The following is a 15870-nucleotide window of genomic DNA, read 5'->3' on the forward strand; positions in this document are numbered from 1 at the left end:
AGGGAGACAGTATGCACTGGCAGACTCATACCGTTTTCAATCAACCTGCCCCACTTTCTAACAGCAACCTTTTTCTCTCGGACTGCGCCCTGCGTGACGCAGTCTCGCGTGAGGGTGCCGAATGGGATATCGAACTGCTCGCCAGCATCGGGCAGCAGTTAGGCACCGCAGAGTCGCTGGAGTTGGGCAGGCTGGCAAACGTCAACCCGCCCGAGCTGTTACGCTATGACGCCACCGGGGAGCGGCTGGATGACGTCCGCTTTCACCCTGCATGGCACCTGCTGATGCAGGGGCTTTGCGCCAACCGCGTGCATAACCTGGCGTGGGAAGAGGAGGCGCGTAAAGGGTCGTTTGTCGCGCGGGCCGCACGCTTTGTGCTTCATGCGCAGGTGGAGGCGGGCACGCTGTGCCCGGTCACCATGACGTTCGCCGCCACGCCGCTGCTGCAGCAGGCGCTTCCCAAAATATTTCACGACTGGCTGACGCCGCTGCTCAGCGATCGCTACGATCCTCATCTTGCTCCCGGTGCGCAAAAGCGCGGCCTGCTGATCGGCATGGGCATGACGGAAAAGCAGGGCGGCTCGGACGTGCTCAGCAATACCACCAAAGCGGAAAAATGCAGCGACGGCAGCTACAGGCTGGTGGGGCACAAATGGTTTTTCTCCGTCCCGCAAAGCGATGCGCATCTGGTGCTGGCCCAGGCGAAGGGCGGGCTGTCCTGCTTTTTTGTGCCGCGCTTTTTGCCTGACGGACAGCGCAACGCCGTCCGGCTGGAGCGCCTCAAGGACAAGCTCGGAAACCGCTCCAACGCCAGCAGCGAGGTGGAGTTTCTTGACGCCTCCGCCTGGCTACTGGGTGAAGAGGGCGAAGGGGTACGGCAGATCCTCAAAATGGGCGGTCTGACGCGCTTTGACTGCGCGCTGGGCAGCCACGGACTGATGCGTCGGGCGCTCTCGGTGGCGCTGTACCATGCCCATCAGCGTCAGACCTTCGGCAAAAATCTTATCGATCAGCCGCTCATGCGCGAAGTGCTAAGCCGGATGGCGCTGGTGCTGGAGGGGCACACGGCGCTGCTGTTCCGCCTGGCCCGCGCGTGGGATAAACGCGCGGATCCGCAGGAGGCCGCCTGGGCGCGGCTGTTTACCCCGGCGGCGAAATTTAGCGTCTGTAAAGCGGGCATCCCGTTTGTCGCTGAGGCGATGGAGGTGCTGGGTGGGATCGGTTATTGCGAAGAGAGCGAACTTCCCCGCCTGTACCGAGAGATGCCGGTGAACAGCATCTGGGAAGGGTCAGGAAATATCATGTGCCTGGACGTGCTGCGCGTGCTGGCGAAGCAGCCCGGCATTCACGATCTGCTTGCCGACGAGTTTGCGCAGGTGAAAGGGCAGGACAGACACTTCGACCGCAGCTGGCGACAGCTTCAGCAAAAACTGCGTAAACCGCAGGAGGCGCAGGGGCGGGAGATCGCGCAGCAGCTTTTCTTGCTGGGTGCCGGAAGCCAGATGCTGCGGCACGCGTCGCCCCCGGTGGCTCAGGCGTGGTGCCGCATGATGCTGGATACCCGTGGCGGCACGCTGATGAGCGAGCAGATACAAAGTGACCTGCTGCTGCGCGCCACGGGCAGAGTTGGCTAGCCTTTTAGCTGGAACAGGCTCACCAGCTGAGCCAGGTGTGAACCCTTCTCGCGCAGCGTTTGAGCGGTTTGCTCGCTGCGTGAGATGCGATCGGCATTGATATGCGAAGCTTCGCCTATATGGGTCATGGCGAGGTTCACCTGGCCGATACCGGCGGACTGCTCGCGTGAGGCATGGTTAATCTCGGTGACCAGCTGGCTGATGTTATCGATATGAATGATGATGTCATCCATCGCCAGGCGCGTCCGTTCAGACAGCGCATGTCCCTCACTCACTTTTCTGAGCGTATCGCCAATCAGCTGTTCAATCTCCTTCACCGCGTTAGCGCTGCGTCCCGCCAGCGCGCGAACTTCCTGCGCGACTACCGCAAACCCTTTGCCGTGCTCGCCTGCGCGGGCCGCTTCCACTGCCGCATTCAGCGCCAGAATATTGGTCTGGAAAGCGATGGATTCGATCACTCGCGTGATGTCTTCGATGCGTTTTGACGCTTCGCGAATATCGTCCATGGTCGATACCGCGTGGGTGACCGTCTCACCGCCCTGATGGACCGCGAGCGAGGTTTCACCCACCAGCTGCTGCGTTTGCTCCATGTTGGCGGCATTTTGCTGAACGGTGGCGGCCAGCTGCTCCATGCTGGCAGACGTCTCTTCCACGCTGCTGGCCTGCTTGTTGATCTGCTCTGAAATCTCGCCAGTGTCGGCGGCCAGCGCGTTGGTGCCCAAATGGATCTCGCCTGCGGCCTCACGGACCTGCAGGACAATTTTTTGCAGGCCGCCGCCGATGCCGTTGATCGCATCGATCAGCTGGCCAACTTCGTCCTGACGCGTAACCGGCAGGCTGGAACGGAGATCCCCTGCGGCATATTGACGGGCAAGATGGATCACATTGCGCAGCGGTCGAGTCAGCATGCGGCGAATAATGACCACGAACAGGCCAGCAAAAAGGATGGATAAGACCACGCCGGCCAGCAGGAAACGATCGCGCATGGCGTTGACGCTTGAGAGCAGCACCGATTTATCCACTTCGCCCACGATAGTCCAGTTCCAGCCTGGCAGCGGGGTATACGCCATTTTAAGCGTCCGGCCGTCGTCGCTTACGCGCTCCAGCGTGCCGGGTTTGTCACTCAGAAGCTGTTGCTGGGTCGCGCCGTCCCACTTCGGCAGCTGTCCCTCTTCGCTGGTATGGAACAGGTATTGCCCGCGCGTTTTGCCGTTGCTGCGATCCAGCACAAAGAAGTGACCGCTCTCGCCCAGGCGGCGGTTAAGGATTTTCTCGCGCATGACGTTCCAGGAGTGGGTGATGTCCACCCCGACAAAGACGATCGCAATGACCTGTCCTTCGGCGTTTTTAACCGGCTGGTACTGGGTGATGTAGCGTTTGCCAAACAGCAGCGCCAGGCCGCGGTAGACTTCACCTTTGTTGACGGCGGCAAAGGCCGGGCTGGCGTTATCCAGCACGGTTCCCATCGCCCGCTCGCCATTCTCTTTGCGCAGGGAGGTCGCTACGCGAACAAAGTCGTTTCCGCTGCGTACAAACAGCGTCGAAATGGCTCCCGTACGATTCAGGAACTCGTCCGAAAGCGTGTTATTTTCATGCAGCCCGGTGTCTCCGCCTTTCAGAAGCGGAACGCTAAGTCCGTTAATCGTCTGGGGTTGGGAAGTATCAATATTCAGGGGCTGCGGTAAAAAGGTGGTAAACAGCCGGGTATAGCTCTCCACTTCTTCACTCAGGCTGGTGTTAAACATCTGCACCATGTCGACCATGCCGGTGGACTGATTATGCAGGTCTTCGACCGCAAGGGCTTCAAGCTGCTGGCTGGCTTTTTGGCTGAGCAGAAAAGTGAATAGCAGAAACAGCGTGGCGACACTGACGCCCGTCAGCAGCGAGAGTTTCGACCCCAGGCCCGCACGGTGGAAAAAATTGATCATAAATTGCTCATCATTGAAAAGTTATGGTTCTTCAACGGCAGAGCGGGGATTACGTTTACTGTTTTAATGTAACAAAATGTTATTTAATTGTTCTTTATTGGTTTTATATAAGATAAAAAATTTGCAAAAACGAAAAGCCACTAAAAATAAGTGGCTTTTATCGGGAGGGAGTTTACACGTAGAGAATGGCCTGTACCCGCCAGCGGTCGATATGGTTATCTTCCTGCATCTGGATGATGCGATACCATGAAGCACCCTGCTCATCGGCCTTTAATGCCACGACACGTTCAACGTCTTGCGGGCTCCCCGAGATATTATTCACGGAGATCTGGCCAATTTCATTCAGGCCAGTCACACAATCAGCACTGGCGAATTCTGCTGACTGCGCGGTAGTGCTCAGCAGGCCTGCTGAGAGCAACAGTGAGGTCAAAGCAAGAGTTCGTTTCATCGTCAGCTCCATTTCACATATATCCGGTATCCGCCGGGCAATCCTTCGCTAATAAACTCCCTTCCATTGATGCGGGCGTGGAGTTTATTGTGGACAGGAAAATGTCTATGGACGCAAAGCAGTGTAAATCTCGTTCAAAGGAAAACCATTATTTACGGTACAAAATGGCCTGTGAATACCACTGTCCCGTTATGATGGTTTCGTCGATCATAATGATGACGTAATAATCTGCTTTGGCGGCGACGGCCTGTGCTTTTATTGCCGATTCTGCGTCATCCGGAGAACCGCGAACCAGCGCGGAGATGGTGCCCATTCGTTGTAATCCTTCCGTCTGATTACGACGAATCTCCTGTGGATGATCGGCGACTGGTGGAGCGGGTTGCGGCGTTCCCTGCAGCGCGCTACAGCCACTCAGCAGAAACACCAGCAATAAAGCAGCAAACCTGCGCATAACCATATCTCGTTTCCTGATAGCCATAGTGTAGTTGTCTGTGAATTTAGTTTTGGGGGAATGTTCCCGAAGTGTTATCTGGGACGTATATTTCGAATGAAAATGACGCGAAAGCGTAACCCAGTTCTCAACATTATGAATCATAGATTCGCACAGGGTCGACAATGATTGAAATTGAAATACGCCACCTCGGCGACCATGAAATTTTACACGCGATGCCGGCGGGTAAACGTGATAAACCGCTGCCTGTTGTAGTTTTTTATCATGGGTTTACCTCATCGAAGCTGGTTTACAGTTATTTTGCGGTAGCGCTGGCGCAGGCGGGTTTTCGCGTGGTGATGCCAGATGCACCCGACCACGGCGCACGCTTTACGGGTAATGAGCAGGCGCGGCTGGGTCAGTTCTGGCAGATTCTGCACGGGAGTCTGACCGAATTTACCGGGCTGCGCGATGCGCTTTATGAGGCAGGACTGGTGGCCGACCATCGTCTGGCGGTAGCCGGGGCATCAATGGGCGGTATGACGGCGCTGGGGATTATGACGCATCATCCTGAAGTGAAGTCGGTCGCCTGCCTGATGGGCTCGGGCTACTTTACATCGCTGGCGAAGACCCTTTTTCCCCCTCAGGATTTAACGGAAATGACCGCGACGCTGGCAGAGTGGGAAGTGACCCGGGCATTGCCGCGCGTGGCCGATCGCCCGCTGCTGCTGTGGCACGGTGACGCGGATGATGTGGTCCCGCCCGAGGGAACCTTCCGTCTGCAGCAGGCGTTAATCAATGAAGGGCTGGACGGTAATCTGACCTGTCTGTGGGAACCGGGCGTCCGCCACCGCATTACGCCAACGGCGCTGGACACTACAGTGGCATTTTTCAGCCAGCATCTTTAGACGCGCAGGACTTTCACCCCCAGATCTTCCAGCTTCTGGAGGATCTCCGGGTTGGCATTTTTACCAGTGATCACCATGTCGATTTGCTCGGCACGGCTGAACAGCATGCCTGCGCGCTCGCCCACTTTGCTGCTGTCGACCAGCACAACAAGCTTGCCTACCACGTTAAGCATGTTTTGCTCCGCCATGGCGGTCAGCATATCGGTTTTATACAGCCCATCCGTGGTCAGGCCTTTACCGCTGGTGAACATCCAGTGTCCGGCGTAGAGGCTATTTTCACTGTCCTGTGGGCTGAGCGTAATGGACTGGCTCTTATTGTACTGACCGCCCATGATCACTACGCTTTCATGCTCCTGGTCAATGAGATAGTTGGCCAGCGGCAAATAGTTAGTGATGATTTGCACCGGTTTGCCACACATCTCTCGCCCCAGTAAAAACGCCGTGGAGCCGCAGTTGATCACGACGCTTTCGCCAGGGTTGACCAGCTGTGATGCTGCTCTTGCAATCCGCACTTTTTCATCGTGGTTCTGCGCCTGATGAATATTCATCGGCGTCCAGCGCGGACGCTGCTGGCTAATGGCTTCCGCACCGTTACGGACTTTTTTCAGTTTGCCACTTTCATCCAGCTTGTTGATGTCCCGTCGGGCGGTTGCCGGAGAAATGCCTAATCGTTCGATCACTTTCTCAACGGTGATAAACCCTGTTTGCGCCAGGAGTTCCAGTAAAATTTGATGTCGTTGCGCTTCCGTCATGAGCTATTCCGATAAGAATTGATTTGAAAAGATGATATTTGAAATAGCGTGAAATTACTAAAATAAATATGACATCGCCAGACACAAGGTCTGGCGATTTGACTTCACAATCAGAGGAAGGACTTGAACGGCAGGTCAGGCTCAATGGTGAAGCAATCATCGAAACCACGTGGGTAGTGATATTCCAGATTATCTTTGTCCAGTGGCCAGGTGAACTTGCCTCCGACCTGCCAGATGAACGGCTTGAAGCCATACTTCAGGCGGTCTTTTTTCATTTCCCACAGCGCGCGGATTTCCTGCGGGTCTGCCTGGAAGTTTGACCAGATATCATGGTGGAACGGAATAACCACTTTGGTGTTCAGCGCTTCCGCCATGCGCAGCATATCGGCGCTGGTCATTTTGTCGGTGATGCCGCGTGGGTTCTCACCGTAGGAGCCCAGCGCCACGTCGATCTGGTGCTCGTTACCGTGCTTCGCATAGTAGTTGGAGTAGTGGGAGTCACCGCTGTGGTACAAAGAACCGCCAGGGGTTTTAAACAGGTAGTTCACCGCACGTTCGTCCATACCATCTGGCAGCACGCCTGCTGCTTTCTGATCGGCAGGCAGGGTGATCAATGCTGTACGGTCAAAGGCATCCAGCGCGTGGATTTCAATGTCTTTAATTTTTACTACATCGCCCGGTTTCATCACGATGCAGCGCTCTTTCGGCACGCCCCAACCGATCCACAGATCCACGCAGGTCTGCGGCCCAATGAACGGCACATCGTCCGCGCAGTTTTGCATCACCGCTGCAGCCACGTTCACGTCGATATGATCGTTATGATCGTGGGTAGAGAGGACGGCGTCGATCTGACGAATGGCAAACGGATCGAGCACAAACGGCGTAGTACGCAGGTTCGGCTGCAGTTTTTCCACGCCCGCCATGCGCTGCATCTGATGACCTTTTTTCATCAGCGGGTTGCCGTGGCTCTGTTTACCGGTGCCGCACCAGAAATCGACGCAGATATTGGCGCCACCTTCTGATTTCAGCCAGATACCGGTACAGCCCAGCCACCACATTGCAAATGTACCAGGAGCAACCTGTTCCTGCTCGATCTCTTCATTCAGCCAGCTACCCCATTCCGGGAAGGTGCTCAGAATCCATGATTCACGGGTGATGGTGTTCACTTTACTCATCGTTTTGACTCCTGGTTTAATCAATATTAATCACAATATGATTTGTTGTGATTGATGCTGGCATCATTTGACGCGTTTTGCAATGGTGGAAATGGTGAATTTTATCTGTTCGACTTCACGGATTATCCGCTTTTTACTTGTTGGACTATTCAGCATTAATTATTAAGCGAATGAATTATAAAGATTAATTTATTTTTCATGTACGATGGTGAAAATCATTACTAACACCATGGAAATAATTTGCGTGATACGTCACAAATAATCAAATCCAATCTTGTGGTGATTATTTGTGATTACTAGAGTGATGGCACCAACCACACAGGGATTGCCCCTCGTGTTCTCATTTCTGGAGAGAGTTATGGAGATCCTCTACAACGTCTTTACCGTGTTCTTTAATCAGGTAATGACCAACGCCCCGCTGCTGCTGGGTATCGTGACGTGTCTGGGCTATATCCTGCTGCGAAAAAGCGTCAGCGTGATTATCAAAGGCACCATCAAAACCATTATTGGTTTTATGTTGCTGCAGGCGGGTTCAGGCATTCTGACCAGCACCTTTAAGCCGGTCGTCGCCAAAATGTCGGAAGTGTATGGCATTAACGGCGCTATCTCTGATACCTACGCATCCATGATGGCGACCATTGAACGCATGGGTGATGCCTATAGCTGGGTGGGGTATGCGGTTCTGCTCGCGCTGGCCCTGAATATCATTTACGTTCTGCTGCGCCGCATTACAGGCATTCGCACCATCATGCTGACCGGCCATATCATGTTCCAGCAGGCGGGGCTGATTGCGGTTTCTTTCTATATCTTCGGCTACCCAATGTGGACCACGATTATCTGCACCGCGGTGCTGGTTTCGCTCTACTGGGGTATCACCTCCAACATGATGTACAAGCCAACCCAGGAAGTGACTGACGGTTGCGGCTTCTCCATCGGTCACCAGCAGCAGTTCGCCTCTTGGATTGCCTATAAAGTTGCGCCGTACCTGGGCAAAAAAGAAGAGAGCGTTGAAGACCTCAAGCTTCCGGGATGGCTGAATATCTTCCACGACAACATCGTTTCAACGGCGATTGTGATGACCATCTTCTTCGGCGCCATTTTGCTCTCCTTCGGCATTGACGTCGTTCAGGCGATGGCGGGTAAAACCCACTGGACGGTCTATATCCTGCAGACCGGCTTCTCCTTCGCGGTGGCCATTTTCATCATCACTCAGGGCGTACGTATGTTCGTCGCCGAACTGTCGGAAGCCTTCAACGGTATCTCCCAACGCCTGATCCCTGGCGCGGTGCTGGCGATTGACTGTGCTGCTATCTATAGCTTTGCGCCAAATGCGGTGGTCTGGGGCTTTATGTGGGGCACCATCGGCCAGCTGATTGCGGTAGGCATTCTGGTCGGCTGCGGCTCTTCAATCCTGATTATTCCTGGCTTTATCCCGATGTTCTTCTCCAACGCCACCATCGGCGTGTTTGCTAACCACTTCGGCGGCTGGCGCGCAGCGCTCAAGATCTGCCTGGTAATGGGCATGGTTGAAATCTTCGGTTGCGTGTGGGCGGTCAAGCTTACCGGTATGAGCGCCTGGATGGGCATGGCGGACTGGTCAATTCTGGCACCGCCGATGATGCAGGGCTTTGCCTCCATCGGACTGGTCTTTATGGCCGTCATCATCCTGATTGCTCTTACTTATATGTTCTTCGCTGGCCGTTCGCTGCGAGCTGAAGAAGATGCGGAAAAACAAACAGCAGAAGTGTCTGCTCATTAAGGAGTTTCGATTATGACCGTACGTATCCTGGCTGTGTGTGGCAATGGGCAAGGCAGCTCCATGATCATGAAGATGAAAGTGGACCAGTTTTTAACCCAGTCAAACATCGACCACACGGTGAACAGCTGCGCAGTGGGTGAATACAAAAGTGAACTGAACGGCGCGGACATCATCATCGCCTCTACCCATATCGCCGGCGAAATTAGCGTGTCGGGCAATAAATATGTGGTAGGCGTGCGCAACATGCTGTCGCCTGCGGATTTCGGACCAAAACTGCTGGAAGTGATTAAAGAACACTTCCCACAAGACGTGAAGTAAGGACGCCACATGAAACTACGTGATTCGCTGGCAGAAAATAACTCCATCCTTTTGCAGGCGGAGGCCAGCACCTGGCAGGAGGCGGTGAAGCTGAGCGTGGATCTGCTGGTTAAGGCTGACGTTGTCGAGCCGCGTTACTACCAGGCCATTCTTGATGGCGTGGCGCAGCACGGCCCTTACTTTGTGATTGCGCCAGGCCTGGCCATGCCGCACGGCCGCCCTGAAGAGGGCGTGAAAAAAACCGGCTTTGCCCTTGTGACGCTGAAAACGCCGCTGGTGTTTAACCATGAAGATAACGACCCGGTCGACATCCTGATCACCATGGCCGCCGTGGATGCCAACACCCACCAGGAGGTGGGCATCATGCAGATCGTCAATCTGTTTGATGACGAAGCCAATTTCGACCGTCTACGCGCCTGCCATACCGAGCAGGAAGTGCTGGATTTAATTGATAACGCCAATGCGGCGGCAGTCTAAGAGGAATTGAACATGTCATTACCAATGTTGCAGGTTGCGCTGGATAACCAAACTCTGTCTCACGCTTACGAAACCACCCGCCTGATTGCGGAAGAAGTCGACATCATTGAAGTGGGCACCATTCTGTGCGTGGGCGAAGGCGTACGTGCCGTTCGCGACCTGAAGGCGCTTTATCCGCATAAAATCGTGCTGGCGGATGCCAAGATCGCCGATGCAGGCAAAATCCTTTCCCGCATGTGCTTTGAAGCCAACGCCGACTGGGTCACCGTGATCTGCTGTGCGGATATCAACACCGCCAAAGGCGCGCTGAACGTAGCGAAAGAGTTTAACGGCGACGTACAGATTGAGCTGACCGGCTTCTGGACCTGGGAGCAGGCCCAGGAGTGGCGCGACGCGGGCATTCAGCAGGTGGTGTATCACCGTAGCCGTGATGCGCAGGCTGCAGGCGTGGCGTGGGGCGACGCGGATATCAGCGCCATCAAACGTCTGGCGGATATGGGCTTCAAAGTCACCGTCACCGGCGGTCTGGCGCTGGAGGATCTGCCGCTGTTCCAGGGTATCCCGATTCACGTCTTTATTGCCGGTCGTAGCATTCGCGATGCGGCGTCTCCGGTGGAAGCGGCGCGTCAGTTCAAACGCTCAATCGCTCAGCTTTGGGGCTAAGGAGCGGGTATGCTGTCAAAACAGGTCCCGCTTGGCATCTATGAAAAGGCACTCCCTGCGGGGGAGTGCTGGCTGGAGCGGCTACAGCTGGCAAAACAGCTGGGTTTCGATTTTGTCGAAATGTCCGTGGATGAGACGGACGAGCGCCTCTCTCGCCTCGACTGGAGCCGCGAACAGCGCCTTGCGCTGGTGAGCGCCGTTGCGGAGACGGGCGTGCGCGTGCCGTCCATGTGCCTGAGCGCCCACCGCCGTTTTCCGCTCGGCAGCGAAGACGATGCTGCGCGCGCGCAGGGGCTGGAGATCATGCGTAAAGCCATTCGCTTTGCGCAGGATGTCGGTATCCGCGTGATCCAGCTGGCGGGTTATGACGTTTACTATCAGGAAGCCAACGATGAAACGCGCCGTCGCTTCCGTGACGGCCTGAAAGAGAGCGTCGAGATGGCAAGCCGCGCGCAGGTCACCCTGGCGATGGAGATCATGGACTACCCGTTGATGAACTCCATCAGCAAGGCGCTGGGCTACGCGCACTATCTGAATAACCCGTGGTTCCAGCTTTATCCCGATATCGGCAACCTGTCGGCATGGGATAACGACGTACAGATGGAGCTGCAGGCAGGCATCGGGCATATCGTGGCGGTGCACGTCAAAGATACCCGTCCTGGCGTATTTAAAAACGTACCGTTCGGCACCGGGGTGGTGGATTTCGAACGGTGCTTCGAAACGCTCAAACAGACAGGCTATTGCGGGCCTTACCTGATTGAGATGTGGAGCGAGACGTCGGACGACCCGGCTGCGGAAGTGGCGAAGGCGCGGGACTGGGTGTGCGAACGTATGGCGCGGGCAGGGTTGCTGGAGGCTGAACATGCTTAAGCTTAAACAGCAGGTCTTTGAAGCCAACATGGATCTGCCGCGCTATGGTCTGGTCACGTTCACCTGGGGCAACGTGAGCGCTATCGATCGCGAGCAAGGTCTGGTAGTGATCAAGCCGAGCGGTGTGGAGTATGACACCATGAAAGCTGAAGATATGGTGGTGGTGGATCTCGAAGGGCGTGTCGTTGACGGCAAATGGCGGCCTTCATCAGATACCGCAACCCATCTGGCGCTGTATCGGCGTTATCCGTCCCTTGGTGGCGTGGTGCATACCCACTCCACGCACGTGACTGCTTGGGCACAGGCGGGCCTGCCCATACCGGCACTTGGGACGACGCATGCGGACTACTTCTTTGGCGACATTCCCTGCACGCGCGCATTAACGCAGGCTGAAGTGGAAGGCGAGTACGAGCTCAACACCGGGAAGGTCATCATCGAAACGATGGGCGAAAGTGAACCGCTGCATACGCCGGGAATTGTGGTGTACCAGCACGGTCCGTTCGCCTGGGGTAAAGATGCTCGCGACGCGGTACATAATGCCGTGGTGATGGAAGAGGTGGCCAAAATGGCGTGGATTGCCCGCGACATCAATCCACAGCTTCAGGGCATTGATGATTACTTGATGAACAAGCATTTTATGCGGAAGCATGGCCCGAATGCCTATTACGGGCAGAAGTGAATAAGCGCTCCGGAATACCAAAAACAGTTGTAACCGGTGGTATTCCGGAGCCATTCACAAAAAAAAGCCCCCGGGCAGGGGGCAACGTCAACTATGACTATGTTCTCGTTGTTGACTTTCCTGGTGCTAGCGTTAAAGCGTTATCGGTAAATATCTGCACTGGCGTGCATATTGCCGTTGCTGCCGGGCTCACGGGTTAACATCACGTGGTAATAGGTTGCGCCCTGCGCATCGGTTTCTTCATTAAGGGCCTGATCGGCTTCACTTTCCGTGGCGAAATTATGATTGATGTAAATGACGCCCAGGCTTTGCACATCATCCATGTTTCTGGCCTGTCGGCTGTCTATCTTGATGGCTGCCATCGCGTTTGCACTGAGCAAAAGCGCCGCCATCATGGCTAATGCGATTTTTTTCATGATATGCGCTCCACGACTACGTGCTGCGAGAGGGGGGATGCTCCTTCTTTAATTCAGATGACCTCTGATTAAAGTGTAATCACTCATCCGGCGGGGATGCGTGACCATTTCTGATGCAGTTGTTCAAAAAAACAGCGCTTCCGGGTGTGACCAATTTTAAATCACCCACTTAGACCCGCTTCGCGCTTTGTGCGAATTATTTGTGCAATCAGCTTGAGTTTCCAGGGGCGCGCAAGTATTATGACGCGTCAATTTTTCAGCCGACCTTTAACACGTTCCTTGCCTCCCCGGGCCTCGGCTGACCCAGACAGGAGGCTGAATAATCCGTAAGGAGCAATTCGATGCGTCATTACGAAATCGTTTTTATGGTCCATCCTGACCAGAGCGAACAGGTTCCGGGTATGATCGAGCGTTACTCTGCTGCCATCACTGGTGCAGAAGGTACGATCCACCGTCTGGAAGACTGGGGCCGCCGTCAGCTGGCTTACCCGATCAACAAACTGCACAAAGCACACTACGTTCTGATGAACGTTGAAGCGCCGCAGGAAGTGATCGATGAACTGGAAACTACCTTCCGCTTCAACGATGCCGTTATCCGCAGCATGGTTATGCGTACCAAAAACGCAGTTACCGAAGCATCTCCGATGGTTAAAGCGAAAGACGAGCGCCGTGAGCGTCGCGATGATTTCGCAAACGAAACCGCAGATGATTCTGATGCTGGGGATTCTGAAGAGTAATTTCTGATGACCAACCGTCTGGCGTTGTCCGGCATCGTATGCAGGGCTCCCCTTCGAAAGGTCAGTCCATCAGGAATTCCGCATTGCCAGTTCGTGCTTGAGCATCGTTCTGTGCAAGAGGAAGCCGGGTTTCACCGGCAGGCGTGGTGCCAAATGCCCGTTATTATTAGCGGACACGAAAACCAGGCCATTACTCACAGTTTAACGGTCGGTAGCGCAGTAATCGTTCAGGGGTTCATCTCTTGCCACAAGGCAAAGAACGGCCTGAGCAAAATGGTTCTGCATGCCGAGCAGATTGATTTGATAGATTCTGGAGACTAGCCATATGGCACGTTATTTCCGTCGTCGCAAGTTCTGCCGTTTCACCGCGGAAGGCGTTCAAGAGATCGACTATAAAGATATCGCAACGCTGAAAAACTACATCACCGAAAGCGGTAAGATTGTCCCAAGCCGTATCACCGGTACTCGTGCAAAATACCAGCGTCAGCTGGCTCGCGCTATCAAACGCGCTCGCTACCTGTCCCTGCTGCCGTACACTGATCGTCATCAGTAATCGGGCACGGTCCATTAATACGACTTTAAGAGGATAAGGTAATGCAAGTTATTCTGCTTGATAAAGTAGCAAACCTGGGCAGCCTGGGTGATCAGGTTAACGTTAAAGCGGGTTACGCACGTAACTTCCTGGTTCCACAGGGTAAAGCTGTTCCAGCTACCAAGAAAAACGTAGAGTTTTTCGAAGCACGTCGCGCTGAACTGGAAGCCAAACTGGCTGACGTTCTGGCGGCTGCTAACGCTCGCGCTGAAGCAATCAACGCACTGGGCACCGTTACCATCGCGTCTAAATCAGGCGACGAAGGTAAACTGTTCGGTTCCATCGGTACCCGCGATATCGCTGATGCAGTAACTGCTGCAGGCGTTAAAGTGGCTAAGAGCGAAGTTCGTCTGCCGAACGGTGTTCTGCGTACCACTGGTGAGCACGAAGTTGACTTCCAGGTTCACAGCGAAGTGTTCGCTAAACTGGTAGTTAACGTTGTAGCTGAGTAATTTTTTACTCTGCTCACGTTGAAACGCCGGCCTTGTGCCGGCGTTTTGCTTTTTACAGAACCGGGCCTTAACGCGCCCTTATAAAACTGCCGTCTGGCTGGCGGGTAAACAGCACCTGTTGTCCATTTCCCGTATCAATCGTTAACCCTGTCACCACCCCGCTGGCATTCTGGCGAACCTGTACCATCTGGCCATTCTGCAGGTTACTGAGCGGTTTACCCGCACCTTCCACCTTCGCCATGGCATAAACGTCGGTTGGCGGCAGATTGTGGTCGCGGAACAGCTGTGCCAGAGTTTTGCCCGGCTCTACGCGATAGGAACGCCACTGTTGCTCAATGCCGGTAGGCTGTTGCGTCTGAGGCTGAGACGGGGCGGCGGCTTGCTCCTGCGGCTGTTCATCCTGAATGGGTTCTGGCTCAACCGGCGCGACCTGACCCGGATCGTTAGACGGTGTCACAAGCTGTGTCTGCATCGGCTGTGCGTCAGGCTGCGGCCGCGTTTGCGACTGAATATCCAGCTGAGCATTGCGGGTGACGGGGGCGGTATCAACATCATCGCCCCCGGAAGGAAGCAGGAAGCCCACGATCACCATCAGCGCGCCAATGATGATCCCTCTGCGATGCAGAGGAGGCAGCGGGTCCATGATGCGAAAATTGTCCGGCGCCTGCCAGATTTTCGCCAGGGTAGGTTTCAGTTCAAATCGCCCGGGCATGGCACTCCTCCTGCTCCGCGTATTTTTTATCCTGTGCCCCGAAGTATAGTTTGCTAACTGCCTGAACGGCGTAGTAAACCCGACATCCGTGACATCAGTTCGGGATTAATCCTGGTTCTCTCTATTGTTTCTGTTTCGTCGCGGTTTGTCACCTTAACTTCAGACAAAGTTTTACCCATAAGGGCATGGCTGATATGCTGCCCGCTACTTTAAATGTGATGGAAGGAAAACCCATGACCACCCCGACTTTTGACACTATCGAAGCGCAGGCAAGTTACGGTATCGGCTTGCAGGTAGGACAGCAGCTGAGCGAATCCGGCCTGGAAGGTCTGTTACCAGAAGCGCTGGTGGCGGGTATCGCTGACGCGCTGGAAGGCAAACAGCCTGCCGTTCCGGTAGACGTTGTGCACCGTGCGCTGCGTGAAATCCACGAACGTGCTGACGCCGTGCGTCGTGCGCGNCTTCGAAGAGATGGCGGCCGAAGGTGTGAAATATCTGGAAGAGAACCGTGAGCGTGAAGGCGTGAACAGCACCGAATCCGGTCTGCAGTTCCGCGTGATCAATCAGGGCGACGGCGCAATCCCGGCGCGTACCGACCACGTTCGCGTGCATTACACCGGTAAACTGATCGACGGTACCGTGTTCGACAGCTCCGTGGCGCGCGGCGAACCGGCTGAGTTCCCGGTGAACGGCGTGATCGCAGGCTGGATCGAAGCTCTGACCCTGATGCCGGTCGGTTCCAAATGGGAGCTGACCATCCCGCATAACCTGGCCTACGGCGAGCGCGGCGCTGGCGCGTCCATTCCGCCATTCAGCACCCTGGTCTTTGAAGTCGAGCTGCTGGAAATTCTGTAATCGACTTTTCTTATTTCCTCTCTCCGGTTGGGGAGAGGAAAATAGCGTAAAAACCTATAGTTACG

19 protein-coding genes and 1 pseudogene are annotated in these 15870 nt (G+C 54.9%); 13 read left to right on the forward strand and 7 right to left on the reverse strand.

Features of this window, described 5'->3' with window-relative positions; all coding sequences use genetic code 11:
- Nucleotides 1-11: 11 nt before the first annotated feature.
- Nucleotides 12-1634 carry an isovaleryl-CoA dehydrogenase gene (locus LA04_RS13750; RefSeq protein ID WP_047652024.1) on the forward strand — a complete coding sequence of 541 codons (1623 nt, stop codon included), beginning with the start codon at nucleotides 12-14 and terminating at the stop codon, nucleotides 1632-1634.
- Here the strand turns inward: LA04_RS13750 and LA04_RS13755 are convergent.
- From LA04_RS13755 to bsmA, 3 genes are all read right to left on the reverse strand, one after another.
- Complete coding sequence (locus LA04_RS13755; protein ID WP_047652026.1) at nucleotides 1631-3562, reverse strand: methyl-accepting chemotaxis protein; 1932 nt, start codon at nucleotides 3560-3562, stop codon at nucleotides 1631-1633. The genes LA04_RS13750 and LA04_RS13755 overlap by 4 nt on opposite strands.
- A 172-nt stretch (nucleotides 3563-3734) precedes the next feature.
- A complete protein-coding gene (gene yjfN / locus LA04_RS13760) occupies nucleotides 3735-4022 on the reverse strand; it encodes a DUF1471 family protease activator YjfN (protein ID WP_032665074.1) in 288 nt (95 codons plus the stop codon).
- A 136-nt stretch (nucleotides 4023-4158) separates the two neighbouring features.
- Entirely contained in the window at nucleotides 4159-4488 is a 330-nt protein-coding gene (bsmA, locus tag LA04_RS13765; RefSeq protein ID WP_029740376.1) for a biofilm peroxide resistance protein BsmA, read from the reverse strand.
- A 137-nt stretch (nucleotides 4489-4625) separates the two neighbouring features.
- On the opposite strand from bsmA, the gene yjfP reads away from it, so the two are divergent.
- On the forward strand, nucleotides 4626-5348 hold the full coding sequence (gene yjfP / locus LA04_RS13770) for an esterase (protein ID WP_047652028.1): 723 nt from the start codon (nucleotides 4626-4628) through the stop codon (nucleotides 5346-5348).
- On the opposite strand, the gene ulaR is transcribed toward yjfP, so the two are convergent.
- Together ulaR and ulaG are read right to left on the reverse strand one after the other, a co-directional pair.
- Complete coding sequence (ulaR, locus tag LA04_RS13775) at nucleotides 5345-6100, reverse strand: HTH-type transcriptional regulator UlaR (protein WP_047652030.1); 756 nt, start codon at nucleotides 6098-6100, stop codon at nucleotides 5345-5347. The two genes, yjfP and ulaR, sit on opposite strands and share 4 nt — an antisense overlap.
- A gap of 110 nt (nucleotides 6101-6210) precedes the next feature.
- Nucleotides 6211-7275, reverse strand: a complete 1065-nt coding sequence (gene ulaG, locus LA04_RS13780; protein WP_047652031.1) for an L-ascorbate 6-phosphate lactonase — start codon at nucleotides 7273-7275, stop codon at nucleotides 6211-6213.
- A 358-nt stretch (nucleotides 7276-7633) separates the two neighbouring features.
- Here ulaG and ulaA point away from each other — a divergent pair, with 358 nt between their 5' ends.
- Genes ulaA through LA04_RS13810 form a run of 6 tightly spaced genes read left to right on the forward strand, consistent with a single transcriptional unit; the run spans nucleotide 7634 to nucleotide 12041 of the window.
- Complete coding sequence (ulaA, locus tag LA04_RS13785) at nucleotides 7634-9034, forward strand: PTS ascorbate transporter subunit IIC (protein ID WP_047652033.1); 1401 nt, start codon at nucleotides 7634-7636, stop codon at nucleotides 9032-9034.
- Between the two features lie 12 nt (nucleotides 9035-9046).
- A complete protein-coding gene (ulaB, locus tag LA04_RS13790; RefSeq protein ID WP_003856022.1) occupies nucleotides 9047-9352 on the forward strand; it encodes a PTS ascorbate transporter subunit IIB in 306 nt (101 codons plus the stop codon).
- A gap of 9 nt (nucleotides 9353-9361) precedes the next feature.
- On the forward strand, nucleotides 9362-9829 hold the full coding sequence (gene ulaC, locus LA04_RS13795) for a PTS ascorbate transporter subunit IIA (RefSeq protein WP_047652035.1): 468 nt from the start codon (nucleotides 9362-9364) through the stop codon (nucleotides 9827-9829).
- Nucleotides 9830-9841: 12 nt separating this feature from the next.
- The gene (ulaD, locus tag LA04_RS13800) at nucleotides 9842-10492 is read left to right on the forward strand and encodes a 3-keto-L-gulonate-6-phosphate decarboxylase UlaD (RefSeq protein ID WP_047652036.1); all 651 of its coding nucleotides are present in this window, start codon (nucleotides 9842-9844) and stop codon (nucleotides 10490-10492) included.
- A 9-nt stretch (nucleotides 10493-10501) separates the two neighbouring features.
- Nucleotides 10502-11362 (forward strand): L-ribulose-5-phosphate 3-epimerase, encoded by an 861-nt coding sequence (locus LA04_RS13805; protein ID WP_047652037.1) that lies wholly within the window; start codon nucleotides 10502-10504, stop codon nucleotides 11360-11362.
- Nucleotides 11355-12041 (forward strand): L-ribulose-5-phosphate 4-epimerase, encoded by a 687-nt coding sequence (locus tag LA04_RS13810; protein WP_047652038.1) that lies wholly within the window; start codon nucleotides 11355-11357, stop codon nucleotides 12039-12041. The genes LA04_RS13805 and LA04_RS13810 overlap by 8 nt, the downstream gene beginning before the upstream one ends.
- A gap of 140 nt (nucleotides 12042-12181) precedes the next feature.
- On the opposite strand, the gene yjfY is transcribed toward LA04_RS13810, so the two are convergent.
- Entirely contained in the window at nucleotides 12182-12457 is a 276-nt protein-coding gene (yjfY, locus tag LA04_RS13815; RefSeq protein ID WP_047652039.1) for a DUF1471 family protein YjfY, read from the reverse strand.
- Between the two features lie 341 nt (nucleotides 12458-12798).
- Here yjfY and rpsF point away from each other — a divergent pair, with 341 nt between their 5' ends.
- The 4 genes from rpsF to rplI are packed head-to-tail and all read left to right on the forward strand — an operon-like array spanning nucleotide 12799 to nucleotide 14238.
- Nucleotides 12799-13194: a 30S ribosomal protein S6 gene (gene rpsF, locus LA04_RS13820; protein WP_014068637.1), complete on the forward strand. Its 396-nt coding sequence runs from the start codon at nucleotides 12799-12801 to the stop codon at nucleotides 13192-13194.
- Nucleotides 13195-13200: 6 nt separating this feature from the next.
- Nucleotides 13201-13515, forward strand: a complete 315-nt coding sequence (gene priB / locus LA04_RS13825; RefSeq protein ID WP_008502895.1) for a primosomal replication protein N — start codon at nucleotides 13201-13203, stop codon at nucleotides 13513-13515.
- 4 nt (nucleotides 13516-13519) lie between these two features.
- Complete coding sequence (gene rpsR / locus LA04_RS13830) at nucleotides 13520-13747, forward strand: 30S ribosomal protein S18 (RefSeq protein WP_000135199.1); 228 nt, start codon at nucleotides 13520-13522, stop codon at nucleotides 13745-13747.
- Nucleotides 13748-13788: 41 nt separating this feature from the next.
- Complete coding sequence (rplI, locus tag LA04_RS13835) at nucleotides 13789-14238, forward strand: 50S ribosomal protein L9 (protein WP_024907318.1); 450 nt, start codon at nucleotides 13789-13791, stop codon at nucleotides 14236-14238.
- A 67-nt stretch (nucleotides 14239-14305) separates the two neighbouring features.
- Here rplI and LA04_RS13840 read toward each other — a convergent pair whose 3' ends face one another.
- Nucleotides 14306-14950 carry an OapA family protein gene (locus tag LA04_RS13840; protein ID WP_047652044.1) on the reverse strand — a complete coding sequence of 215 codons (645 nt, stop codon included), beginning with the start codon at nucleotides 14948-14950 and terminating at the stop codon, nucleotides 14306-14308.
- A gap of 233 nt (nucleotides 14951-15183) precedes the next feature.
- On the opposite strand from LA04_RS13840, the pseudogene fklB reads away from it, so the two are divergent.
- Nucleotides 15184-15805: pseudogene (gene fklB, locus LA04_RS13845) on the forward strand (FKBP-type peptidyl-prolyl cis-trans isomerase).
- The last annotated feature ends 65 nt before the right edge of the window (nucleotides 15806-15870 follow it).

The organism is Enterobacter sp. UCD-UG_FMILLET, assembly GCF_000762975.1.
GTDB classification, from domain to species: Bacteria; Pseudomonadota; Gammaproteobacteria; order Enterobacterales; family Enterobacteriaceae; genus Enterobacter; species Enterobacter dykesii.